We start from the raw sequence: 24503 nt of genomic DNA on the forward strand, positions 1-24503 counted from the left end.
TAGCTAAAGCACTAATTTTGTTATAACTTGGTTAGTACAAGTAAATCCCAATTCAATGGCTATAGAAAAGACATTAACCTCAGTAGGCAATAGCAAAGCTTTGATCATTCCTTCGGATTTGATCAAAAAATATGGCCTGGAAAGCGTGATTATTGAGGAAACCGCTGAAGGGTTACTGATTAGGTCTGCCCGTAAAGAAAGTGACTTCCAGAAGAAACTTGAGCGGTTGAAAAAATATAAAAATGAGGTTTATAGTCAAATAGAATTAGAAGTAAATGACCCAGAGGTGAAAGAATACTATTCAAATCCTCAAAATAATTTTTCTGAAGCTGATCCAGAGGTCAAATGATCCGATCTAAAGAAGTTTGGTTGGTTGATTTTGCACCACAGATTGGACAGGAGATAGCCAAAATCAGACCTGCTGTGGTGGTAAACCATGACTCAATTGGAAGTTTGAAATTGAAAGTGGTAGTTCCGATTACCGATGCTTTGAAAAACCCAAAACAATGGCTGGTAGGTCTTTCCCCATCTGGGTCAAATGGATTGACCAAAGAAAGTATGGCCGACTGCTTTCAAATAAAATCAATTTCGGAGGAACGATTTATCAAAAAAATCGGAGAATTATCCTCAGAGGAATTTGACGCCGTTAAGTTGGGATTAATCCTAGTTTTAGACCTCTTTTAAATTAAAACCATAGCAAAAATCTTATTTATGATTCGCTTAATTGCTCTAGTAATCCTTTTTGTTTTACTGGCTATAAATCCAAGCTACTCTCAAAAATCCTTCACCCGAGCGGATACACTACGGGGAAGTATCACTCCCGAACGAGCTTGGTGGGATTTGAATTATTATCATTTGGCAGTAGAAATTTTCCCGGAAATCAAATCTATAAAGGGTTCAAATACAATTCGATACAAGGTTTTGACTGAATCCCAGGTTTTACAACTTGACCTACAGGAACCATTGAAAATCACCTCCATTGTTCAAGCTGGAGAAAACCTGGATTTTAAACGAGAAGGAGCTGCTCATTTCGTCTCTTTGAAGAAAAAGCAGGTTCCAGGATCAGTTGAAGAGCTGATTGTTTCGTACGAAGGGCAACCCAAAGAAGCAATTCGTCCTCCTTGGGATGGGGGAATTACTTGGACCAAGGACAGCAATGGAAAACCCTTTATCGCATCATCCAATCAAGGAATTGGGTCAAGTATCTGGTGGCCGCTCAAAGATCATCCTGCAGATGAAGTGGACAGTCTGATGATCAGTGTCACCGTGCCTGATGGCTTGATGGACGTGTCTAATGGCCGATTGATAGAAATCGAAATCGGCGAGGGTAAAAATACCTATCATTGGTCTGTGGTCAATCCCATCAATGATTATGGGGTGAATATCAACATCGGGGACTATGTTCATTTTGGCGAAAAATTCGAGGGAGAAAAAGGCACGCTGGACATGGATTACTTTGTTCTCAGGGAAAATCTCGAAAAAGCCAAAGTCCATTTCAAAGATGCGCGTCGAATGATGGAAGCCTTTGAGCATTGGTTTGGGCCGTATCCCTTCTATGAAGATGGGTTTAAACTTGTCGATGCACCTTACTTAGGCATGGAGCATCAGAGTTCAGTCACTTATGGCAATGGCTACCAAATGGGCTACAGAGGAAGAGATCTAAGCGGCACGGGTTGGGGCTTAAAATTTGACTTTATCATCATCCACGAGGCTGGGCATGAGTGGTTTGCCAATAACATTACCTACAAGGATGTGGCCGACATGTGGATCCACGAAAGCTTTACCAACTACTCAGAAAGCCTCTTTTTGGACTATCACTACGGAAAAGAAGCCGGTCAGGAATATGTCCGAGGTACCCGGATGAACATTGCTAATGACCGCCCCATCATCGGGACCTACGGAGTCAATCAGCGGGGTTCAGGAGATATGTACTACAAGGGAGGTAACCTACTCAACATGCTGCGGGAAATTCTTAGCGATGACGAAAAGTGGAGACAGATTCTGAGAGGCTTAAATCAGGAGTTTTACCATCAGACTGTGACCACACAGCAAGTGGAAAGCTATATTTCTCAGGCCTTTGGAATGGATCTTAAACCCATTTTTGACCAGTATTTAAGAGACGAGCGAATTCCGGTATTAGAATATTACTACTCAGATAACCAGACGCTTAATTACCGATGGATTTCCTGTTTGCCTTCATTTACCATGCCGTTAGATGTGGAAATTGGAGGAGAAAAAGTTCGAATTCAGCCAAAAGCAAGCTGGAGTCAGCTTAAAGTCAAAAGTGAAAGTGATTTGAAAGTGGATTCGGATTATTACGTTGGAGTAGAAAAAATGAGATAAAGCAAAAAAAGGGCCCCGCGGCCCTTTTTTTAATGCTAATCTAACTCAATACTTTAACTGCTCATCCTTATCCCAAATCCCCCAATAGGCTCCGACATCTCCTTCGGCACCGACTTTCCAGGATTCATCAAATGAGGAGAAGTAAAATACCGGGATATCATCCAGCTTGGACCAGGTTTGGATATTGATGAAGTATTTCATGAAGTTCTCATCAGAAGGTACAGCTCCGTAAAGCGGCGTACCTTGGCTTGGCCAACCTGTCTCGGTGATGATCACAGGCTTGCCATTTCCGGCTCTTTTTGCCCTTTGGTACATGTCTTTGATATACAATAGAGAATATTCCATGGCACAACCTTCCCAATACGGATAGCAATTGGCTAAAATCACATCACATGATTCCGTGATTCTTGGTCGTTTTTCAAACTCATAGTAAGCATCCACGTAGCCAACCGGGATTTTTGGAAGCGCTTCTTTTACCTGGTGCATAAAATTAAGCAATTCGTCCTCACTGAGATCTTTACGATACATCACTTCATTACCCACGGCAGCGATGTCCACATAGCCTTCATTGGCCAGTTTGATCAGGCCTTTCACCTCAGCCTGATTGATTTCGTCATCTTTTCCCAACCAGGCTCCGACCAGCGTCTTCATTCCCATTTCTTTGGCAATGACAGGGATTAATTCATTTCCTTCCGTACAGGAAAAGGAGCGAATCCATTGAGTATAAGGACGGAGAATTTCCAGCCTTCTCCGAATTTGGTTTTCTGTAAGCGTGTCTCCGGGTTTTTGACCTTCTTCATACGGACTGATGCATATTCCGTGCATTCCCTCCTGAAGTACCTCTCTAAAAGATTCCGCCAGTTCTTCGTAAGATAATCCCTGCAGATTTTTCCCTGCAAGTGCCAAAATTTTGTCAGCATTAAATGACATAGGTATTAGTATTTTAAGTTTTCGTTTTTATCCCAAATTCCCCAGCTTTGGCCCACTTCACCTTCGTGATGTACCTTCCATGGTTCATCAAAACACGAGAAGGTGAATAAAGCAATTTTTTCTCTTTTAGCCCATTCGTTAGATGCGATGAGGTATTTCATGGCGTTTTCTGGAGAAGGAGTCGCCGAATGCATACTTTCACCGGAGTCTGGCCAGCCCGTCTCGGTGATAATGACTTCCTTGCCCTGAGCTACACCTTTTGCGGTTTGATACATTTTCTGAAGATAGATCGGTGCTTCTTCGACGTTGCAACCTTCCCAGAATGGATAGCAGTTGGCTAGTACCACATCGCAAGCTTCCACGATTTGAGGTCGTTGAGAAAGCTGGTAGTAGGTATCTACATAGCTTACAGGGACTTTTGGAAGGGATTTCTTGACCCGAAGAAGATAATCCAGCACCTCTTTTTCGCTGAGTTCGCCACGAAGGAGTACTTCATTTCCTACCACTGCGATATCTACCAGACCTTGCTTGCCCAGATGGATGAGTTGCTCGATTTCTGCCTCATTTTTGGCCTTGTCCGTTCCCAGCCAGGCACCCACCATGGTTTTCAAGCCTTTTTCTTTGGCGATATTCGGAATCAATTCATTGCCATCCGTACAAGAGAAGGAGCGAACCCACTGCGTATAGGGAGAGATGATATCCATCCGACGTCGAATTTGTTCTGCCGATAGCGTATCTCCGATATTTTGACCTTCGAGATACGGACTAAAACAAAGCCCGTGGAGCCCTTGATCTAAGGTCTGAGCAAAGATGGATTTGATTTCAGCTTTTGATTTTCCTGCAAACCTGCTTTGCAAAGCGGATACTGCCTGCTTATCAGCATCTGCCAAGGTGATGGATTTTCCTTCCTGATAGGACGTATAAACCGGTTTGGGGCTGAGCTTTTCAGCCTTGCGTTTTTGAAGTTCAGCGCGTATTTCATTTGCTCGGGCTTCATCTACATCGTAGTCATGCATGAGATACATGGCTATGATGGTTCCTAACATGGGCAGACCGGAAAAAAACATTCTCAGTCCAGTAACTGCTCCTTCCGGCTGAACAGCAGCATTGCCGTCAAACCCGACTACAGTCAAAATCACCCCGCTTAAACCGCCGGCTATTGCAAAACCAAACTTGACCATGTACCAATAGATCGCCCCAAAAACGCCTTCACGACGTACTCCGTAATTCAGCTCATCCAAGTCAATCACATCCGCAGTCATTGACATCATCAGGACGAAAAGACTACCGATTCCAAAAGAGTGGAAAGGAAGGGAGAAAATGAACATCCAAGGCTTTCCTGGTACAAAAAGGAACCAAAGAGAGGTATAACCAAGTAAAGCGATTCCTTGAGAGACCATGAAGGCATTTTTCTTTCCAATCTTTCTGGACATCCTGGCCACAATCGGAATTACAATAAATGTGGTCACCAATGCGCCCACACTTCCGAAAATCGGAGTCCAATAGCCCGCCGCTCCCGCATCTCCATTAAATAGGTGCCATACTACAATGAAGAATACAAATCCTGCTACTGTATTGAATGCGTTGAAGATGAAGAAGGTAGAGATACAAAGCTTTCGGAACGGAGTCGAGGAGAAAGCCTCTTTGAACCCTCTGACTATCTGGGAAACACTATCTCCGATGGCGTTGAAAGTGAGAGGTGAAAAGTTTTCATTCAAAGTTGATTTACTTTTAATGAAAATAGCTGGCACCATCGCACAAATCGCAAAAATGACTCCTACCCAGATGGCTAATGTCCGGGTCGCAGATTCTGGGTTTGGAAACCAACTTGGATCATACATGATCACCCAAAACCAAGGAGCAATTACCCAAGCCCACTGCCCAATCCACTGTGCGATGGCCATGATCTGAGTTCGCTCATGGAAATCCTCACTCATCTCATAGCCCATGGCCACATAGGGTACACTGAATATGGTCAGACCGATGTAGAAGGCGAAGGAGCCCAAAAGGAAATAGATGAAGTTGTAATTCACGCTATTTTCTCCGTACAGCTGCCACATGACGGAGAAGGTCACACCCATCACGATGGCACCTAGGAAAACATATTGTCTACGTCTTCCCCAGACGGATTTGGTGTTATCAGAAATAAAGCCCATGATCGGATCGGTGACAGCATCGAGCACACGTGGGAGAAAGTACACTATTCCCCACATCCATCCGGGAAAGCCCAGATTTTGCACGAGCACCACCATGAAAATTCCAAGGGACGCAGGAAACATTTGATTAGCTAACATACCCACGCCGAAGGCTATCTTTTGCCCCATCGGCACATTAGTGGTCTTGGTTGACATAGTTTTGGGTTTTGGTGGTTAATTGGTTTGGAAAAAGGTTGATTAATAATTTGCAGGTGGGACCAAAACAGTTTTTAGCATGCTTTCTTTGTTTCCATCGTAGGTCTTGGTGATTGGATTTCCATCGCGGGTCAGGTCCTTGAAGATTCCTTGATCGACCATATCCCAAAGGACATATTTTGCCTGACCCGTCTCGGTGAACAGGCCAAAATGGTTTTCTGAGCCAATAGGATTGTTGGCATCCTTCCAAGGTTCATTGAATCCTTCGAAATAAAAACAGGATATGCCGGCCTCATTGGTCCATTCTCGCATGAGCTGGTAGTAGCGGGCTTGCTTGTATTCATCTGTGGCATGGGAGCCCTCCGGTCCGTAGAGACCATCCGAAACCGATGCCCAGCCAGTTTCTCCAATATGGATAGGCTTATTCACCCCAATGCTTTTCATGTAATTTTTTACTGAATCGTACTGAGATTTGGCAAAGTCTACTGCTCTAATCATCGCAGCGTCGACTTTTTCCATTTCCGACCATTTCGATTCCTCTATTGGCACTCTCCAGAAATTGGGGTTGTAGTGGGAATTGTGATACGGATAAGTATGCATGGATATATAATCTACCGCTTTGGCCAGTTTAGCGAGGTCTTCCGTATGGTAAAGAGGATCCCCGCCACCCCAAGAGGCGAAATCATCCGAACTGGTAATCCAAAGGTCTTTGGGAAGTTTTCCTTCTTTTTTGAGAGATTGAAGGTGGTTTACCCATTTAAGAATTACTGCAGGCTGAACAAAATAGCTTGTGGCCCACTTGACCATGGCTTCATTTCCTACTGCTAGCACTTTTACAATGTCCGGATACTGATTGGCCAAAGCCACTGCGCGGTCTATTTCTCCGGCATTTTGCTCACTCTCTACCTCGTGGTTTGGCTCTAAATCTGTCCATGCATTTTGACAATCAATCCAAGCTCCCAGCATCACATACATTTCGAAGGATTTATCCTCAGATTTTAACTCGCTGATCGCTTTTAAAAGATTGGAGGCATGCGCAAATTGGACATTGTAGGTTCTCAGAACCTTAATATTCATGGCAGAAAGAATTTTCAAATCCTCTTTTAGCTGGGCAATGCTGGGTTGGATCTCTCTTGATTTGGCACGATAGCCTTCATAGGATATGGCTTGGTATTCGGGATTTCCTAAAATTTCTTTTGCTGTCACTTCTTTACTGTTAGTTGATTGATCTTCTGTTGATTTTTCATTACAGGAAAAAGCTGCCCAGGCGGCTATTCCTATGCTTAGTGCTTGTAAATGGGATTTTTTCATGGTAAGAATAGTCTAGGTAGATTGACTATTGGTTTGATTATCTGGTTTATAAGTCAATCCAAATCCAAGAGGAAAGAGGGGCGAAATGGACGCATCCCAATGATTAGGGCCGAATTTCCCCTCGTAATCTGATGTGGATTTGGGCCAGGAATGGGGAAGCTTTCCTTTGAAATCAAAGAATCCAAATAGCACTTCGGCAATTCCGTCACCTTCGGACCCGGGTAGCCAGGCTGCCACAAAGGCGTCACTTTGCTCTAGTTGTGGCGTAACGACTAAAGGCCTACCGGATATAAGGACCACTACGGTTTTGATTCCTTTTTTAGAATAGGTCTCAATCAGCTGCTGATGGGCTTCGGTGAGCGTGAGCTGAAAGAGGTTCATTTCTCCTACGATATCCCCGAAAAACTCTGCATAGGGCTTTTCCCCGACCACGATGACCGCCACATCCACATCCTCCACTTCGGCTGTTCCGTCTGGATCGTATTTTACCTCATGCAGTGCAAACTTTTTGATGCCTTGCAAAATGGTGGTTGCGCCTTGGTAATTTTCGGTAGTACCCTGCCAGTTGACTGTCCAGCCACCGGATTGCAGGCCCGAATTATCCGCAAACTCACCCACAACGACTATTTTGGAGGTTCGCTTGAGGGGGAGTGCCTGATTTTCATTTTTCAAAAGAACCAGAGATTCTCGGACAGCTTGCCTTGCTACTGACCGATGTTCAGAAATCCCGATTGCATTGATCAGGCTTTTGTCAGGAAAGGGATTTTCGAAGAGACCAAAGCGGAATTTCTGTTTCAAAATCCTTCTGACCGCGTCATTGATTCGCTCCTCGGCAATGCTTCCGTCCAAAACTCCATTTTTTACTCCCTCCTGAAACCCATCCAAATCACCATCCACAGCCATGACCATATCGATGCCCGCATTGATGATGTTATTTTGACCAAAGCGGGAATACGCTTTCCAATCTGAGACGACAATGCCTTCAAATCCGAGTTGGACTTTGAGCAAATCGGTGATCAAGGCCTTGTGCGCATGCATGGGGAGCCCATCTAGAGTATTGAAGGATGCCATGATCGATGCCACACCTGAGTCTACAGCAGCTTGATAGGGTGGGAGTAAACGCTCCACCACTTCTTCCTGACTTAAGGAAGTATTTCCTCCTTCCACACCGAAGTCAGTAGCTCCATCGCCAATGAAGTGCTTGGCGGTAGCCATGACACCCATATTTCCGATTTTCTCCTGATGGCCGATTACCGAGGCTTGAGTCAGTTCGGTGGTGAGTTCGGTACTTTCAGAAAAAGCTTCGTAAACCCGTCCCCATTTTTCATTCATCGGAATAGCAACACAGGGAGAAAAAACCCAATTAAAACCCGTGGCCTTGGATTCTATCGCTGTGATCGCTGCAGCTTTGGTCACCAGATCGGCATTTCCAGAAGCTCCCAAACCGATATTGTGAGGGAAAATAGTCGCCCCTTCGAAAGTATTTTGTCCATGTACTGCGTCTACTCCAAATACAAGTGGGATTTTCAGGCGAGTGGAAAGTGCTTGCTTTTGCAGTTCGGTGAATTTTGCCTGCCATTCCTCAGCCGTATTTCCGGGCACAGGACCTTGGGTATGAATCACCGAACCAAGGAATTTGGTTTGGATATCCTCGGGGTTGATATCATCAAAATGCCGGACCTGAGACATCTGACCGATTTTCTCCTCCAAGGTCATCTGACTGATCAGTTTCTCGACTTTTTCCTCTATTTCAGAGTCCAGGTTAAATTTTTTTGCCATAAGTAATTGAGAAAACGATCAATTAGTTAATTGAGTCCTGATGTAGGTTAACCAATAGCTTCTTGACGGCGCCAGATCGGGTGAAAATTTTTTCGCTTGTCGCCTTATCCAGTATCAATCCATCAACAACAGACTTCATATTTCCTTCTAAGCTCACTTCAATCTCATTTTTCGAGGACAATTGATAGACCACAGGCACTTGGCAAAAGGTAAAGCAAAGTGAATTTTCAAAAACAGGAAAATTCACCGACTGACCCTTTACATTCACATAGCTGAAAACTTGGCCCTCGGTCAAAAACTCGGACTTTTTCAGCATAAAAGGCTGAAAAGCAAGCTTTCCGTCCCGAATTTCCACCCCAAGCTCTCCAAATCGGGAAATGATGTCTTCCTTGACTTGTCCAGTCATACCCGGCTGTTGCGCCCCTTTTCCCATCGGAGTGTGAGAATAGGGGTCTGTTGAAAATGCCCCATAAACCGTCGGAGACTTGTGCACGCCGATTCCCTCATTGATCTCGTAATAGTGATCCACCAATCTGGATACTATCTCTTGGGAAGCGCCTTCCTCATGTGCTTTCTTGCAACATTCCCAAACGGCCAACTGAAGCTTGGATACCATGTGCCAATAGATCGATCCCAATCCTTCATAGCCGTAGAAAGTACCAGATCGACCCGTGAAAGCTTTATGATTGAAGACTTTTTCAAAAATCTGAAGGGATTCCTTTTTAGCCGAATCGGTAATTGAAAACTCACGAGAATCCAGATTTTCCAAGGCCCGTGACAGGTCTGAGGCATTTTTGAAATTGCCGTTGAAATGGAAATTTCCATCCACATCCTGTTCAATGATGCTTTTGTTTCCTTTTTCTAGCAAGCTTTTCAAAAGGGTTGATCGTTGAACGTCTTCTTTTGGAATGGTATTTCTCTCCAAAAATCCCGGCAATTCCTTATTCGGGTAAAGCAGGTAGCTGTTTTGATCCTCCCGATAAAGTTTGCTGCTCCGAAGTGCATCCAAAGTCTGCAACACCTGCTCCGAACTCAGGTATCCCGAGCTCAGTGCGGCAACTTGCCCTTCAAGCATTTCGGGTAGATAGGAGATGGAAACTTCCTCCTCATTCTCCACCGTCATCAAGTTATAGGCATGATACAGCTCATCTGCACGCTTATTGGCTTCGATGGTATGCTCGAGATAGCTATTGGCCAGAATTGAAAAGTCAATCAAGACCTGAGTGGAAAGCTCCTTTTTCTCGCTGCTGAAGGAGTTTTGGTAGATTTTTGCACGGTATCGGCTAGCAGCCATTCCCAATTCGTCCAAGACTCTTTTTCGGTCTTTATCGGTAAATTTTCCTGCAAGCAAATGGCTGTGGGATTGAAGCGCTTGGACTGTTTCCTGAAAAAAATCCATCAATTCGGCTGAGACTTGAGTCTCCTTGGCAGGACTGTCTTTAAGTATTTCGCTGAAAAAGCTCAAAAACCTCCTCAAATAGTACAAGGTCACCATGGAGACGCCATTTCCTACCAAGGCATTGTTGGCATCGTTCCATTCAGGCCGTTGCGTGTTCATCCAGATACCACCTTCAGGAATGAAGTTGGAGATTTTGGCCAGTACAGAGGCCAGGATTTTTTCCAAAAAGTTGACCTGATGAATGGCTCCGGTTTGGTTTTGGATCAAGGCAGCATCCGAACCTAAGGTGGACCAACGCTTCTGAATCTTTTGATCCAAGTGATGGTCAAAGTCAATGGTGTCCTTGGGATTTTTCAGAATGTCCTCATACGGTTTGATTTTGTAAGGGACATTCGCGTAGACAAAAATGTCCTCGCTGAAGTACTGGGCCAATCTACCGGGGGCGTAATTCTCCGCAAATTCGAGGAATTTCAACAGGTAGATGATCTGATGATCTCCCCAATAGCCGATGTAAGACCATGGGTCATCTGCCTCGATTCGTTCCCAATCTATCCCGTTTTTGGTAATCCGGTAGGGATTATACCCATCAAATGTTGAGGCATTTAGGAACTTTAATATCATCCCTTCGATGAACTCGGGATAGGAGAGGGCCAAGGCTTCCCAGTTTTGGAAAATATCCCGCCAATTTCCGGCGTAGTCCAGGACTTTGGAGCCATCGGCTTCACTTTTGGTATTGATCGAAAAATGATTCCAAGGCCGGCTTGGGTCTCCGTGTCTTCGACTGAATTTCAACGGTAAATACTCCAAGCAGAGTCGTCTGAAATCCGCGTCATGGGATTGCTGAGCGAGTTGCTTTACCGTAGCTATGGGAAATTGCGTAGGCAGGGCATCCAAGCTGCCATGGTGACGGGAATACACTTCCCGATTGGCATTTTGAATATTCCCTTTTAGGTCTGCTTTTTCAATCAGGTAATTATTGTCAAAAATCCCGCCCCGCATGATGTTAAACATCGAATTGGCAAAGTGGCGAATATCTTTGAGTGAATCAGCTGTAAGCTGAAAAGCATCCGAGGCTGCGTTTAACTTTATCAGCTCTTTGGTGCCTAACTCTACATCAGTTTTGACTTTGGAAATCAGGTCTGAGTCAGTTTTGATGGCTTGAGCCAAAGCTCGGATTTGAGAGACATTCTGATTGATATCTGCTACTATGATCCATTCCTTTTCCGCTCCGGCCTGTAGATTTAATGTCGAGGACACAAAATAGGCTCCTTTTTTAGCTTTGACATCCACTTCCTGCTGAAGTGCTCCTCCTTTTCGGAACGCGTTCAACTGGGAGGAGGAGAGGAGACGAGTTGGTTTTTCCAATCCCAAAGACCAAGCAACACTGGCTTTGAGTGCTTCACTAGGTTCGGCTTTATCAACAATAATCGCACTAAGGGCAAATATCCCGATTCCGCTTTCCGGTTCCAGTTCGTTTCGTTTATAGGCATCCACCAGATTGCTTCGCATAGTTTGAAGGGCACTGCCCACGCCATGTGGCATGATATTTTGGATCCCATCCAAAAAGGAGATTTTTACCGGATTTTCAGAGGTATTGATAATTCGACTGGTTTTTACAAACCCAAATTGCTCACTGCTCGACCATTGGTATTGAAAGCTGAGGTTGAGGTCGAGATTCTCTTCCTCAAACAGAATTTTGTTCCCATACACACTCTTGTAAAGATTCCTTTTCAATCGGTATTGATGGGCAAAGTGAATGGAAAAAGGCTCCCAAATCTGAAGTTTACCTTCTTTCTTTACCTGAATGATGGTTTTGGATCCTGTGATTTCAGCTGATTCGATGATTTTGTCATCGGTATAATAGGGGAAAAGGGCATTTTCAGGATCTTTTCTTCCAGCACTGATTCCCCCATTGCTCCCAATAAAAAGCCAATGGTTTGAAGGGCTGATGATACTCATGAAAAATGGTTGAAGCCGATCACTATGGGTGATTTTGAGAAAATTTTCAGAATTGATCGTGACTGTCTCAAGTACATCCTGCTGAAAAGGATCAGAAACACTGTTGCTTTGTTGCATAAATTGGGTATCAATTGAATTTATGAGAAGCGAACCGGACTTTGCAATCCGGTTCGCCAATGAAATCGAATAATTAGCTTATTACCTTTTTTCTATCCGCACATTATCGATTAAAACTGCACCCGCGCCACCTCCTCCAGTAGCAAAATTGAAGTCAAGGATAAACAGAGTACCCGCAGGTTCAATAGCATCGATATCTTGGACAATCGTGGTAAAAGCGGTGTTATTGATCGAATTCTGTGTATCAAATGTATTGGTAGTAATCACACCTCCTCCGGGATTTGGTACTTGAGTTTGCATGTGCAAGGCCGAACCAGTCACAGGAGTCACCACTTTGGCATCATAGCTTACGCGGATATTGGTATTGCCTTTATAGTCAACCGTAGGATTGGTGTACCTGAAAATGTATGCTCCTCCAGCAGGATCGTTCAAAGTGAGTAAAATGGCACCCGAACCTCCGACTCCGCCATCAGCACTGTAGGTCACGGTGGCGTTTGGATTGTTATCTGCATTGGCCAAGCGGGCCCATTTTTCAAGCGCATTTTCAGAATTGAACTCATCAATGAAAAACGCTTCACTCGTTCCGCCCGGTCCACCGGCTCCTTCCCATCGGATATCATCGAAATAGTAGGTTTCGGTGGTACTGGTCAAGGTTCCATCTGTACCCTCAGGATTATCCGGCTTGATGACCAATTGATTCAAGCCCGTATTTGAGCCCGGAATGTCGGTGAAGACCACTTCCAGTTCCACCCAGGTATTTGCCGGTCCTACAGTTCGGAACTGTGGAGGAGGATTGCCGGAACCTGGAGGCTGAGGCTCACTATTCAACTCAAATCTGATCACCGCATCAGGCTTGGAGGAATAGACCTTGAGTTTCAAAGTTTGGCTGGTATTGAAGTTTTCAGCAAAAGCATTTTGGAATCCAGCCCAACGGTTTGTTCCGGCTGCCTTAACGACCTTTAGTGAATTGTCTGAATTGTTGGTTCCGGATTTGGATGGGTTAGGAGCCAGTTCTGTCGTCAAGCTACCCTCGCCGAAGAAGGTACTGATGAAGGATTCGCAGGTTTCAAAAGTAACTGGGAAGCCAACTGCAGCTACTGCCGGTCCATCGCAACCCGATACACCTCCAGAACCACCACCATCAGACTGGGTAATATCATCGATAAAGAAATCCCCTGCAGCGGTTCCAGGTCCGTCCACAAAGAGTGTAAGTTGGGAATAAGTGCCCGTAGCATTGCCAAAATCAAAAGTAAGTTCTTGCCAGCCAGTCTCTGTGGCCTCTACAGAAATTTCTACAGGGTCAGCAGTTCCGCTTTCAAACTTCATCAATACAGGAACCCCAGCAGTAGCCGTGTTGAACCGCATAGTGATTATTTTTCCATTATTGAAATTAACCGGTGTAGAGAGCGTAAAGAACATGCCTTCAAATGCTGCCCCAGAGTTGGTGATTTTTCCCACCTTGTTGTTGGCATTCGTAGGGTCATTGACCACTGCAAAGGCTGCACCGTTGAAAACGGTAGTTTGAACTTCTACATTTTCAAAATCGAGTGGTAGCGCGGTGATGCTCTGAGAAAGGAGCTCCAAGGAGACGTTGTCCAAAACAACCACACCCACATCGGCACCCATATCAAAAATCACCCGGCTATTGTCACTGTCAAAATTGGCAGTAAACTCGGCGCTGAATCGCTGGATTTCATTCGTTAGCTCAAATTCCTGAGTGACATTGGTAAATGGGGCTTCATTCAAGCCAATTCCCGCCAGCAATGTTCTTCCATCTGCTTGGTCTGTAACCGCATTGAAAGAAAGTCTGTATTTGTTTCCAGCTCTGATTGGCAATACTTGACTGATATTGACATCAAATGGGTTGCCCGCTGTTGTTACATTGGTAAATGAGAAGGAATTTCCTCCTTCTTCTCTGACTTCAAGGCCATTGCCTATCCAACCGGTTGTGCCGTTTTCGAAGTCACCGTTGACCAGCACGCCTTGATCATAGTTGACTTTTACTGTACGGGTCACTTCTTCGGCCACATTTCCTGCCGCATCGGTCACATTATAGGCTAGCACATATTCGCCCGGCTGGAAGCGGTTTACCTCACCGGTCACGACAATATTTGCCGAAACATCCCCGTCCACTTCATCATTTGCGGTAGCTCCCGGATCAGTAAATTCCTCTCCGATTTCAAGTTCGATGGATGATTCTCCCAAGAGAGAAATCACCGGAGGGTCCTCGTCAGTTATGATAGTTTTTAGCTCAATAGTTATGGTTTGTTTGTCTTCATCAGAACCTCCTGCATTGGTGGCGACCAGACTGACATCATAGGTTCCACTCTCCATGTAGATTTTCCGAGGATTACTTAAAGTAGAAAACGTGCCATCACCAAAATCCCACTGAAAAGTTTCCGCATCCTCAGAGGTATTATTGAATGTAACAATCCCACCAGTTTCTGAATCAATGGCATAAGTAAAGCCTGCAGTAGGTGGCGGGATGACTAACTCATCTTCCGTACAGCCTAAAGTGAAGATCAATGATCCGAGTACCAAAAAACTTAGTAAAAGATCGATTCTATATTTCCTAGTCATTTTCATTTAGGTTTAATGTGATTAATTACTGATATACTCGGACATAGTCAATGAGCATGGTCTGTGGAAAACGCGTAGAAGGAGAGGGAGAGCCCACAAAATTTCCGCCTACTGCCACATTCAATAGAAGGAAAAAATGCCTATCAAAAACCCACTCTGAACCAGCAGGAATATCTGAAGGAGTCAATCTTTTATAAAGTCTATCATCTACAAAGAAGTCGATGAAATCAGAACCCCATTCGATCGCAAAGACATGAAATTCAGTGTCAAATCTTCCATCAAAGAGCTGGAAGGCTGTGGTAATTGCATTTCCTGCCGAATAACCTGGACCATGAACGGAACCCAAAACTGTACTGGGTTGCTGTCCTCTGAGCTCCATGACGTCAATCTCGCCTGTTTGAGGCCACCCGACGCCATCAATATTTGATCCCAGCATCCAGAATGCCGGCCAAAGTCCCTGCCCGAATGGAGTCTTAATTCGGGCTTCAATTCTGCCAAAACGAAATTCTCTCAAACCTTTGGTCGTAATCCGGGCAGAAGTATAATTTCTGCCTGCAAAGGGTTCATTGATCGCTTTGATGACCAAGTTCCCACGACCGTCAATATGTATATTTTCTGTCCGGTCGGTGTAATATTGGAGTTCGTTGTTTCCCCAGCCATCCGTTCCTGTTCCAATATCAAAAGTCCAATTTTCAGGATTAGGCGGATCTCCCGTAGTCCCGTCAAACTCATCCGACCAGACCAAAGTGTAGCCTCTGTCTGGCAATTCATTGGTTTCCGTACAGGCACTTAACATGATCATCCCCACAGAAAGGAAGAGAATTGCCTTTACTAGTTTATGTGTTTTACTCATGATCTTTCTTGGTTTATTTTAGCTATAGAACTGATTATCTATAGAAATAAATATTGTCTATAAAAATGTTGGAAATGGTCCCGTCTGATACGAAAAAGATCAGGTCCACATCGTTGGGAGTTCCCAAACCGGTAAAATCACTTAGAGGGATATCGTAACTCACCCACTCCTCAGACAAAAGCGGTTTGTAGTTCCCCAAATTCACTGCTCCTGAAGTTTCACCCGGACCATTGTTATTGATGATCTGAACCCGAATAAAATCTCCCGGATCTACATTTTCCCTCACATTGATATCCAGATGCAAATGAGACATCGCTGAGGCATTCACATCCGGAGAATTAAACATGTTCACACTTACAAAATTGAGATTGGTGTAGCTCAGAATATTTTCTCCTGCTATCGAGGTAAGCCCTCCTTGGGTAGTCGCAAACTGAAAGAAGCCATTGTAATTGTCTACCTGCACATTGGTATAGGCATCGCTGAATATGGAAACTACATTTCCTGAATTCCTTGCCGGTGGGATAGGAGCTCCCAAAAATGGTCCATCGGAAATAACAGTTAGTGAACCGAGGGCGTTTATTGGAGTGTCTGATGATCCAAGAGTAGCTGTGATTGTAGAACTTCCAGAACTAAGAACAGCAACCTCTCCAAAGGCATTGACAGTGGCAACACTGGAATTGGAAGATCTAAAATTGAAATAGGAGGGAGCAGCTACCACCGATAGGTCTGTCCCATCATTATTCATGATTAAGCTGGTACCAGTCACTGGAAAAGTAACCCCATTGAAGGAGTTGACGGTTTGATTTTCTCCATTCAAAATTCTGGGTAGGGGCTGAGCTAAGGAGGGTAGGTTTTCAAATCGTAATTCATCAATCCAAAATGAAAAACCTACTTCTTCACCTTCTGGACCGATTCCTCCAGCAGCAAACTGAAAAACTCCTCTTTCTTCCAAAAGCTTGGATGGATCTGGAATGGGAATAACATACTTCTGCCAATTGGTAGTGAATTTGACATTGGTTCGGAAAGCACGATAAGTGTCACCAATAAAATCCTGACCAAACCCAATTTCAGAAATAGTTGCTGCCTGACTCGCTCTTGCCCAAAAGGTCAACGCATTGTAATCCTGCAAATCCCTTCCTGCACCATCAATCCGGAAGATCGCCCCGGCAAAATTTCCACCCGGATCATCGGCATCCGGTACATCGATTCGGATAGAGGAGGTACCCTTGTATCGTTCGTTGTCATCCACGGAGAAAACATCGGGCTTTGCTCCTTGATAAGGGAAATAGAAATCGGTACCCAATCCCACAAAATTATCCGTGAAAATGTCGGCAGTTCTGCTGTATCTCGCCCTTGGGAGATCTTCAAACTCTTCTCTTACACATCCTATTGTGCTAAAAATCAACAGGATACTAAAAAGGTATATGTTTTTATTTTTCATGTCCATTCTTTTCAAACTGTTAATGATTTTCATCTACCGATATGGATATGGATATAGGTTCTTAATTCCCACTCGTTTCCATTTGGAAAACCGATGGCTTTGGGATCTGGCACCACATTTCCGCTCACATCTACAGTCTGAGCAGGATTATACCGGGGCGAATACTGATCTAGAGACCTCCAGGTAAAGCGCACACCCATGGTGGTATTTGGCAGCATATACCACTCTTGCTTTCCTACCGAGGTAGAGATATCCGCCATGACCTGCAGTGGGAAGGTTAAGTTGAAATCCCGGTGAAAGTCGAAGGGTCCCCAATCATTGAACTTCACAAAAGAAGCCACCTTCAGGTCTTTGTAAATCATTCTTACATCACCGCCAAATCTTTCCACAGTTCTGGGATCAGGTCCATTTGCCTGTCCGTTTCCACCATAGATATTGGCGATAATTCCAAATCTTGAATTGATTTTGGAGACGATTCGGGTATTAACCTCCCACAGATCCAATGCAGGCGGAGCACCATCTGCCGCTACAGGGACCCGGCCTGTACCCGGGAAAATAATGGCAGCATCCATAGTAGTAGGCAAGTGACGGTAGACAAAACCCAAACTCGCTGCAAAAGGCGCGTCTTCCTGCATGTCATTGTCCCACTCATACATCCAGGTACCCGGTGTCGGGTCAAAAGTCAACAACAACTCTCCGCCTATAGTCTCTCGATTGGATCGTACTACAAACGGATCTTCTAATATATTTCTGGGTCTAGCTGGTCCACCTATTGTTGTTGGAATTGGGTCAACCAAAGGCTTTTGCCACATGAAGTTTGGGGCAATTTGAAGATTTCCAGCTGTATAAGTCGCTCCGGTAAAGATGCTGTTCTTGTTTCCGCTTCCGCTATCCTTTAGTGTCCAACCAGTGAAAGTCCTTGTATAATCTCCTCCGCCATTGGCTACCAAACCTTGGGAAGAAGCTTGTGCATACCAATTGATCCTTCCACTGGAATAAGAAAGCTTCACTTTTCCACCCCACAAATCCGTACTTCGGATCCTGTCGGTAAACGTTTCAAAATTTCCTGCTTCACCTCTGACAATCTGGAATTCCCGTCCTACCAATGGCTGACCGGCCCAGATTCCTCCCAATTCTACTTTCAGATGATCCGAAAACTTGGTTTCTGTCTGAAAGGTAAATCTTCTGGTTCTTGGTTGAGGAATAGCAATGGAGCTGACTGCCACCGCAGGATCGTCCAAGTCTTCGTGGAAAATCCCCGTTACTGCAGTTTTGCCTAGCTCTTTGCGATACTTTACCAATAGGGCAGGGTTAGCTCCCCACCAAAGCTCTCTACCGAAAGCAAGCTTCAATCCTTTCAATTGCTTTTTACCGGTAATTTCCATCCCGGAAGGAGCCAAGGCATTGTATATATCAATATTGGGCCCGTAGTTAGCTTCCGGATAAAGACCGAAAAAATCTCCTTCATATCCCCAATGGTAATGTCCGGTACGGTAAAAACCATTGAGATCAAACAACTTGTGCTTCCAGGTGTATTCTGCCTGATAGACGGCCACTCTTCCCAGTGCTTCTACCACCTGGGTTCCTGCTTGGGTTTGAATATTCACCGGACGCCCTCGATTTTCATAAAAGATCTCATCGATAGGGTTTAGGGCTACATTTCCCAACACGTTAAAAACCACATTTGCGCGCACATTGGAAGATGGATTGGCTTCCACACCTACAAAGAAGGACTGCATATGGTCAAATCCTTGCTGATTGGGGAAAGTGACCTGATCCGGATCTGGATCTTCAGGAGTCGTGGTCAAATACCCTCCTGTATTGAAAGTGGTAAATTGCGCTCTTAATTCACTTACAGAAAGCAATCCGGCTTGCTCACCCATCAAAGCGGCTTTATCTCCTCTTGCCTTCAGCACAGATTCAACCATATCAATGGAGGCAAAATGATTTTGAATGGATTCAAGCGTAACCCCAGACTCGTAAGGATTGACTCGATGAGCTTCCTGAAGTGCGTAATAGGCAGCTCTCGGATAGAGAGTGTAAAGACCTCTTGGGGTAGTTTGACCTTTTGCGGCGATGCCAAACCACTCTTCATTCATGTTGTTTTCCCCTTCTACAAAATCATGGAAATAACCTCCGTTTGCCCAGGAAGCCTCCGAATTATGAAGGTCTAAGTCTACAGTTTGACCCGTTTTCCACCATCCATCACTAAATTGGAAAGTATATCCTCCCAATGAATTTCCAGCCTTTCCCAAGCCTGCTGCATTTTCATAAATCTCGCGCCAGTTATTCACCATAAAGTAGGCCTGAGATTCCTGATCTTCCGCATTTTCTACTGCATTGAAAGCATCAGCACCAAACTCGGTAAACAAAATGGGTTTATTGAGTTCGTCTCTCACACGCTCGAAGGCATCACCGAATGATACTCCTCGGTACATGTTGGTTCCAAAAATGTCAATGTCCGGACACTCTTCTTTGATAATCTCCAAAAACAACAAGTCACCGTTACAAATCGCAATAGGAACACTGGTGTCGATGCCTTTCATAGCCAAAGTGGCCTCATTGAACAGTTTATACATCGCAATCGCGCGAGTGGTGGATTCCCGGTCTTCTATGGGGATGTCTTCTGTCTCAGCACCTGACCAGAACAATCCATAGTTGTTTTCATTTCCCAAAAGGTAGAGTAGGAGACCAGGTGTACCCTGATATTCCTTCACCATTTGAACCACTTCATTTAAAAGTAGCTTTCGCACCCTAGGATCAGCATATTCTGTATTGGCCATCCATCCTCCATCGATTGTGAGACCATATCTACCGAAAGAATGATTTAACATGGTGTAGATCCCGTACTTTTCATAGATGTACTTGATCCATTTGGCAGGAATTCCGGTGTAAATCCGGACCGAATTGACTCCCATATTTTTTAATAAGGGCATTTCGGAATCGAGCGCAGCCATGATGATATCATCTGGCTGTTTCCATAAGCTGTAGTTGAAATTGGTTCCAATCGGAAAATAATCCCAGTTCATCCCGTTGACCATGAAATCTTTTCCATTTACCTGGAGCTTCATTCCACTGTCATTCTGAACTACACTTACCCGATTGCTCTGAGCTTCAACAAAAACGGTAGCTAGCAATAAAGCCAAAGCTGTTAAATAGAAGTGTTTCATTGCACTTGGATTTGAAAAACAGAAATTGTAAAAACTTTGAATAGACTTAGCTATACAAGAGATACTTCTAGTTATTGAAAAAACAGGGGGAATCCAAAAAAATACACTACATCATTTCTTTCACTTTACCTCATCAAAACCTCAAATTTGGCACGTTCAATCGATTTCCTGATATCTATACCTTTTATAAACTATCTTCTGAAGCTATACTGGCAATAATTGAAGTGGAATAAGTAGATAAGCTGCATTTCGAAATGTTTAGCGCTAATATCAAAATACATTTTGTTATATAATTTATATTATGTTAAATATAAAAAATAATCCTACTTGAAAACATTTCTTATCTTGGCCTTTGCATGAACAAATAGCGGTTGCACCCCACTTCCATGACAAATTGGTTTTCAAGAATCGGCCTCTATCTCGGACCACTTTCTTTCCTTTTAATTCTAATTACCGTTGAGGCTCCCGGATTAAATCCTGAGGCTAAAGCCATGCTCGCACTAACAGCTTGGATGGCGATTTGGTGGATTTCAGAAGCTTTGCCGATTGCAGGTTCCGCACTATTGCCGTTGATTTTTATGCCGACTCTGGGTTTACTGAAAATCGGAGATGTTTCTGCCAATTACATGCATCCAACGGTCCTATTGTATATGGGAGGCTTTCTTTTGGCTACAGGGATCGAAAAATGGAATCTTCACCGAAGAATTGCACTTAACATAATAAATTTATTAGGTACTAACCTTCGCACCACTGTTTTAGGATTCATATTAGCCACAGGATTCCTGTCCATGTGGATTTCCAATTCCGCGACATCCTTGATGATGCTCCCAATCGGATTGGCGGTGGTCTCCCAATTCAAAGCTCAACTGGGTGAAAATAATGATCTAATTGCTGATAAACTGGGAAAAAACATCATGCTTGGCATCGCATATTCTGCCTCTATCGGTGGCATGGCGACTTTGATCGGAACTCCCACCAATGCCATCCTGCATGCAGTCGTAAAAGAACTTTACAATTATGAGATCCCATTTAATGAGTGGATGCTGTTTGGGTTTCCCTTTGCCTTGGCCCTTCTTTTTATTTGTTGGTATTACTTGGTAAGCTTTGGAAATCACCTTCCAAAAACATTTGAACTGAGCGGTGGTAAATCGGTCATTTCCAATCAGTTAAAATCTTTGGGCAAAATCAGTTTCGAAGAGAAAACGGTACTGATTGTCTTTGGGTTAGTGTGTTTTGCCTGGATCACGAGAAGCTTTTTGTTGGCTCCGATTATTCCGGGATTAGACGATACTATCATTGTCCTCACGGGTGTCGTTTTGCTCCTCCTTCTCCCCTCTTCCACTCCGGGGAAACGAATTTTGGACTGGAAAACAGCCGAGCGGATTCCTTGGGGAGTTTTGATTCTTTTTGGAGGAGGTTTGGCTTTAGCTGAGGGTTTTCAAAGTACCGGATTAGCAGAGTGGATCGGACAGAAATTCACGCTTTTGGAAGGTGTAAGCTATTTCTTACTCCTGCTCGTCATCATTGCTTCTGTCAATTTCCTGACTGAAGTGACCTCCAACGTGGCCACGGCCTCCATGCTTCTGCCAATTTTGGCTTCCGTGGCCGTCAAGCTCGATTTACACCCCTTTGGATTGATGGTAGGCGCTACTTTGGCGGCAAGCTGTGCATTCATGCTTCCGGTAGCCACACCTCCAAACGCCGTGGTTTTTGGTTCGGGCTATCTGCAGATGAAAGACATGGTCAAAGCTGGTTTTTGGCTGAATATTCTATCCATATTGATCATCACCGCCATGGTCTACTTTATTCTTCCTTGGCTTTGGGGCATTGACCTAATGGAATATCCTTTTTAATAGCAAGGTCTTTTTGGACTAGGTATTTTTTCAAGGATTTCGTGCTCCTTTTTTCCCGCCTTGGCTATCTCCAACCTTTTTCCATCCCAGGAAACCCTCATTTCGTCCCAAATTTTTGATTGCTCCTTTTCAGGACTCTAATCTTGTCCCATCAACTCTTCGATCCCGCTTCACCGATGGACACGAGAAAAACATTTATCCTATTAATTATTGCAGCATTGATTTATAATCTGGTTTTGATCTTTTTTTGATTAAACCCAATGAATCCAAACTTATTTGAAAACTAAGCCAACTTTATCCTAAACTTACCTATGAAATCCAAAGCCCTTGATTTCCGTCAGATCGAATGGTGGATCGTCACCAGTGCCACCCTGATCGCATTTCTGTTTATCCTGTTTGGGTATCGACCCCAGTTTTACAACGATTCAGACTTTGCCATTTTCAAGTTTGCCAGCCGGCTGGTGATTCTTGCTGCCCTATATGGTGCATTTCATCTGATCCACATGGTGCTGATTCCCAAACTTCAAAGTCAATCCAAAAAGTGGCCCAGCATCCTTTGGATTTTTGGAATTGGTCTGATCACCTTTGCAATCTGTGCTTTGTTTGGCTACCAAGCTGAATTGGTCAAAACTCCCTTTCCTGCCTTCTTTTTGGGAATTTTGGTGCTTTATGCCTGCTACCTGATTGGTTCGCATCTTTTCACGCAAGCCCTGACACCTCCAAAAATCCGGGATTATCAGCTGTATAATATCTCCAGATTGATCTTGGGCTATCTGTTTACGCTGTTTTTCCTCATCCAGGTAGAGCCCATCAGCAGCCAAGGCCCGGCGATTCTGTTTGGCGTTTTCATTCCAGTGATCATGATTGCCAGCCTCTATAACTTCTTTTTGGTGTATGGCAAAAGGAAAAAGGGTAAAATCAAACAATCCCGATTGTTCAATTGGGGCTTGGTGGCAGTTTTACTGCTGGTCTTCCTCATTATTTCTGTCGAGGAAAACCAGGAAGAAATATTCTTTATCGGGGGATTGGGGACGGTTGCCTTTATCCAATTGATCTTCTTCCCGCTTACTGCGCTGGTATTCAAAAAATACGATTCCTTCGTCGGTCAGATTCACAACCTTTCTTTCCAAGTGGATCAAGGAAATGCAAATTTTGATTTTCTACGGTCTCAAATCAACCCTCATTTTCTTTTCAATGCACTCAACACGCTCTACGCCAGCGCTTTGTTGGAAAATGCAGAAAAAACCTCTGACGGCATCCAAAAGCTTGGTGACATGATGCGCTTCATGCTTCATGAAAACCAACAGCCTAGAATTCCCCTGTCTCGGGAAATTGACTACCTGCGCAACTACCTCGATTTGCAATTGCTCCGTTTTGGTTCCCAAACCAATCTGGACTTGGATATTCAGATCAATGAAGGGAGTTGTCAAGGGGAAATAGCGCCCATGCTGATCATTCCCTTTGTAGAAAATGCCTTTAAGCATGGCATTTCTTCCAAAGAAAAATCCTGGATCCGACTCAATTTGCGATGTATTTCGGGCTCAGTCCATCTTGATCTCGTCAACAGCATCCATCCGGAAAAACCCCAAAGCGAAAAGTCCCGGGAAGAATCAGGAATAGGTTTGGACAATGTGAAAAAGCGTTTGGAGCTGCTCTATCCCGGAAAGCATCAGTTGAGCCTGATCGCCAATGATTCCGATTTCTTTGTGCATCTTTCTGTTCAATTTGCCCATTCATGATCCAGGCTATTGCCATAGACGACGAATCTTTTGCTTTGGAAGTGATCAAGTCCCACGCTTCCAAAGTTCCTTTTCTACAGCTGCAGCAGACCTTTACCAATGCGGTCGCGGGTCTGGAATATGCCAAAAACAATCCTGTAGACTTGGTTTTTCTGGATATCAATATGCCGGATATTTCAGGAATTGACTTGGCTACCCTGCTTCCGAAGGAAACCTTGGTCATTTTTACCACCGCCTATTCGGACTATGCAGTCAAAGGGTTTGAATTGGATGCCATGGACTATCTGCTTAAGCCTTTTCCGCTGAGTCGTTTTCTTAAGGCCTGCCAAAAAGCCCAAGAATGGCTGGAGTTAAAGCCCAATCAGCAGACCGCTTCTATTTTTGTCAAAACCAACGAAGGCCTGTCCAAAGTGGATTTCACCGAATTGCTTTACTGTGAGGCTCAGGGAAATTATGTCATTTTCCAGCTGGAAAGCGAAAAAATAGTCAGCAGAATGACCCTTTCCGAAACTGAAAAGCTGCTCCCCTCCCATTTTATCCGCACGCATCGATCTTTTTTGGCCAATCAAAAACATATTCAAAAAGCAGAACGACATCAATTAACTCTCGGAAAATTCCATGTGCCCGTGAGCTCTACGTATATAGATGAGGTTTTTGAAAAAATAAAAAAAGACTGAA

15 protein-coding genes are annotated in these 24503 nt (G+C 44.2%); 6 read left to right on the top strand and 9 right to left on the bottom strand.

The genetic code is table 11. The features are described 5' to 3' along the window. Positions 1–55: 55 nt before the first annotated feature. Genes AAA943_RS06305 through AAA943_RS06315 form a run of 3 tightly spaced genes read left to right on the top strand, consistent with a single transcriptional unit; the run spans position 56 to position 2343 of the window. Entirely contained in the window at positions 56–349 is a 294-nt protein-coding gene (locus AAA943_RS06305) for an AbrB/MazE/SpoVT family DNA-binding domain-containing protein (protein WP_338223386.1), read from the top strand. Further along, a complete protein-coding gene (locus AAA943_RS06310; protein ID WP_338223387.1) occupies positions 346–684 on the top strand; it encodes a type II toxin-antitoxin system PemK/MazF family toxin in 339 nt (112 codons plus the stop codon). Before AAA943_RS06305 ends, AAA943_RS06310 begins: the two co-directional genes overlap by 4 nt. Positions 685–711: 27 nt before the next feature. Further along, a complete protein-coding gene (locus tag AAA943_RS06315) occupies positions 712–2343 on the top strand; it encodes a M1 family metallopeptidase (protein WP_338223388.1) in 1632 nt (543 codons plus the stop codon). Positions 2344–2388: 45 nt separating this feature from the next. Here the strand turns inward: AAA943_RS06315 and AAA943_RS06320 are convergent, their stop codons facing one another. The 9 genes from AAA943_RS06320 to AAA943_RS06360 form a co-directional block, all read right to left on the bottom strand. Continuing rightward, positions 2389–3273, bottom strand: a complete 885-nt coding sequence (locus AAA943_RS06320; protein ID WP_338223389.1) for a glycoside hydrolase family 17 protein — start codon at positions 3271–3273, stop codon at positions 2389–2391. A 5-nt stretch (positions 3274–3278) separates the two neighbouring features. Next, positions 3279–5624 carry an MFS transporter gene (locus tag AAA943_RS06325; RefSeq protein ID WP_338223390.1) on the bottom strand — a complete coding sequence of 782 codons (2346 nt, stop codon included), beginning with the start codon at positions 5622–5624 and terminating at the stop codon, positions 3279–3281. A 42-nt stretch (positions 5625–5666) separates the two neighbouring features. Next, positions 5667–6935 (bottom strand): glycoside hydrolase family 17 protein, encoded by a 1269-nt coding sequence (locus AAA943_RS06330; RefSeq protein ID WP_338223391.1) that lies wholly within the window; start codon positions 6933–6935, stop codon positions 5667–5669. Positions 6936–6947: 12 nt separating this feature from the next. Beyond that, on the bottom strand, positions 6948–8714 hold the full coding sequence (locus AAA943_RS06335; RefSeq protein ID WP_338223392.1) for a glycoside hydrolase family 3 protein: 1767 nt from the start codon (positions 8712–8714) through the stop codon (positions 6948–6950). Positions 8715–8736: 22 nt separating this feature from the next. Next, positions 8737–12189 (bottom strand): hypothetical protein, encoded by a 3453-nt coding sequence (locus AAA943_RS06340; protein WP_338223393.1) that lies wholly within the window; start codon positions 12187–12189, stop codon positions 8737–8739. 81 nt (positions 12190–12270) lie between these two features. Further along, on the bottom strand, positions 12271–14769 hold the full coding sequence (locus tag AAA943_RS06345) for an immunoglobulin-like domain-containing protein (RefSeq protein WP_338223394.1): 2499 nt from the start codon (positions 14767–14769) through the stop codon (positions 12271–12273). Positions 14770–14794: 25 nt separating this feature from the next. Next, complete coding sequence (locus AAA943_RS06350; RefSeq protein WP_338223395.1) at positions 14795–15622, bottom strand: glycoside hydrolase family 16 protein; 828 nt, start codon at positions 15620–15622, stop codon at positions 14795–14797. Positions 15623–15656: 34 nt separating this feature from the next. After that, positions 15657–17096 carry an Ig-like domain-containing protein gene (locus AAA943_RS06355; RefSeq protein ID WP_338223396.1) on the bottom strand — a complete coding sequence of 480 codons (1440 nt, stop codon included), beginning with the start codon at positions 17094–17096 and terminating at the stop codon, positions 15657–15659. Next, a complete protein-coding gene (locus AAA943_RS06360; RefSeq protein WP_338223397.1) occupies positions 17093–20233 on the bottom strand; it encodes a glycoside hydrolase family 2 TIM barrel-domain containing protein in 3141 nt (1046 codons plus the stop codon). The genes AAA943_RS06355 and AAA943_RS06360 overlap by 4 nt, the downstream gene beginning before the upstream one ends. A gap of 386 nt (positions 20234–20619) precedes the next feature. Between AAA943_RS06360 and AAA943_RS06365 the strand changes: the two genes are divergently transcribed. The 3 genes from AAA943_RS06365 (at position 20620) to AAA943_RS06375 (ending at position 24502) form a co-directional block, all read left to right on the top strand. Next, positions 20620–22086: an SLC13 family permease gene (locus AAA943_RS06365; protein WP_338223398.1), complete on the top strand. Its 1467-nt coding sequence runs from the start codon at positions 20620–20622 to the stop codon at positions 22084–22086. 311 nt (positions 22087–22397) lie between these two features. Then, a complete protein-coding gene (locus AAA943_RS06370) occupies positions 22398–23825 on the top strand; it encodes a sensor histidine kinase (protein WP_338223399.1) in 1428 nt (475 codons plus the stop codon). Beyond that, positions 23822–24502, top strand: a complete 681-nt coding sequence (locus AAA943_RS06375; RefSeq protein WP_338223400.1) for a LytR/AlgR family response regulator transcription factor — start codon at positions 23822–23824, stop codon at positions 24500–24502. The genes AAA943_RS06370 and AAA943_RS06375 overlap by 4 nt, the downstream gene beginning before the upstream one ends. The last annotated feature ends 1 nt before the right edge of the window (position 24503 follow it).

It is taken from the genome of Algoriphagus confluentis, from assembly GCF_036245625.1.
GTDB classification, from domain to species: domain Bacteria; phylum Bacteroidota; class Bacteroidia; order Cytophagales; family Cyclobacteriaceae; genus Algoriphagus; species Algoriphagus confluentis.

Coding starts and splice junctions, on each gene's coding strand:
- AAA943_RS06355 (WP_338223396.1), bottom strand. CDS start 17,096: ATGAAAATCATTAACAGTTTGAAAAGAATGGACATGAAAAATAAAAAC.
- AAA943_RS06320 (WP_338223389.1), bottom strand. CDS start 3,273: ATGTCATTTAATGCTGACAAAATTTTGGCACTTGCAGGGAAAAATCTG.
- AAA943_RS06335 (WP_338223392.1), bottom strand. CDS start 8,714: ATGGCAAAAAAATTTAACCTGGACTCTGAAATAGAGGAAAAAGTCGAG.
- AAA943_RS06305 (WP_338223386.1), top strand. CDS start 56: ATGGCTATAGAAAAGACATTAACCTCAGTAGGCAATAGCAAAGCTTTG.
- AAA943_RS06325 (WP_338223390.1), bottom strand. CDS start 5,624: ATGTCAACCAAGACCACTAATGTGCCGATGGGGCAAAAGATAGCCTTC.
- AAA943_RS06310 (WP_338223387.1), top strand. CDS start 346: ATGATCCGATCTAAAGAAGTTTGGTTGGTTGATTTTGCACCACAGATT.
- AAA943_RS06330 (WP_338223391.1), bottom strand. CDS start 6,935: ATGAAAAAATCCCATTTACAAGCACTAAGCATAGGAATAGCCGCCTGG.
- AAA943_RS06370 (WP_338223399.1), top strand. CDS start 22,398: ATGAAATCCAAAGCCCTTGATTTCCGTCAGATCGAATGGTGGATCGTC.
- AAA943_RS06315 (WP_338223388.1), top strand. CDS start 712: ATGATTCGCTTAATTGCTCTAGTAATCCTTTTTGTTTTACTGGCTATA.
- AAA943_RS06360 (WP_338223397.1), bottom strand. CDS start 20,233: ATGAAACACTTCTATTTAACAGCTTTGGCTTTATTGCTAGCTACCGTT.
- AAA943_RS06345 (WP_338223394.1), bottom strand. CDS start 14,769: ATGACTAGGAAATATAGAATCGATCTTTTACTAAGTTTTTTGGTACTC.
- AAA943_RS06340 (WP_338223393.1), bottom strand. CDS start 12,189: ATGCAACAAAGCAACAGTGTTTCTGATCCTTTTCAGCAGGATGTACTT.
- AAA943_RS06350 (WP_338223395.1), bottom strand. CDS start 15,622: ATGAGTAAAACACATAAACTAGTAAAGGCAATTCTCTTCCTTTCTGTG.
- AAA943_RS06375 (WP_338223400.1), top strand. CDS start 23,822: ATGATCCAGGCTATTGCCATAGACGACGAATCTTTTGCTTTGGAAGTG.
- AAA943_RS06365 (WP_338223398.1), top strand. CDS start 20,620: ATGACAAATTGGTTTTCAAGAATCGGCCTCTATCTCGGACCACTTTCT.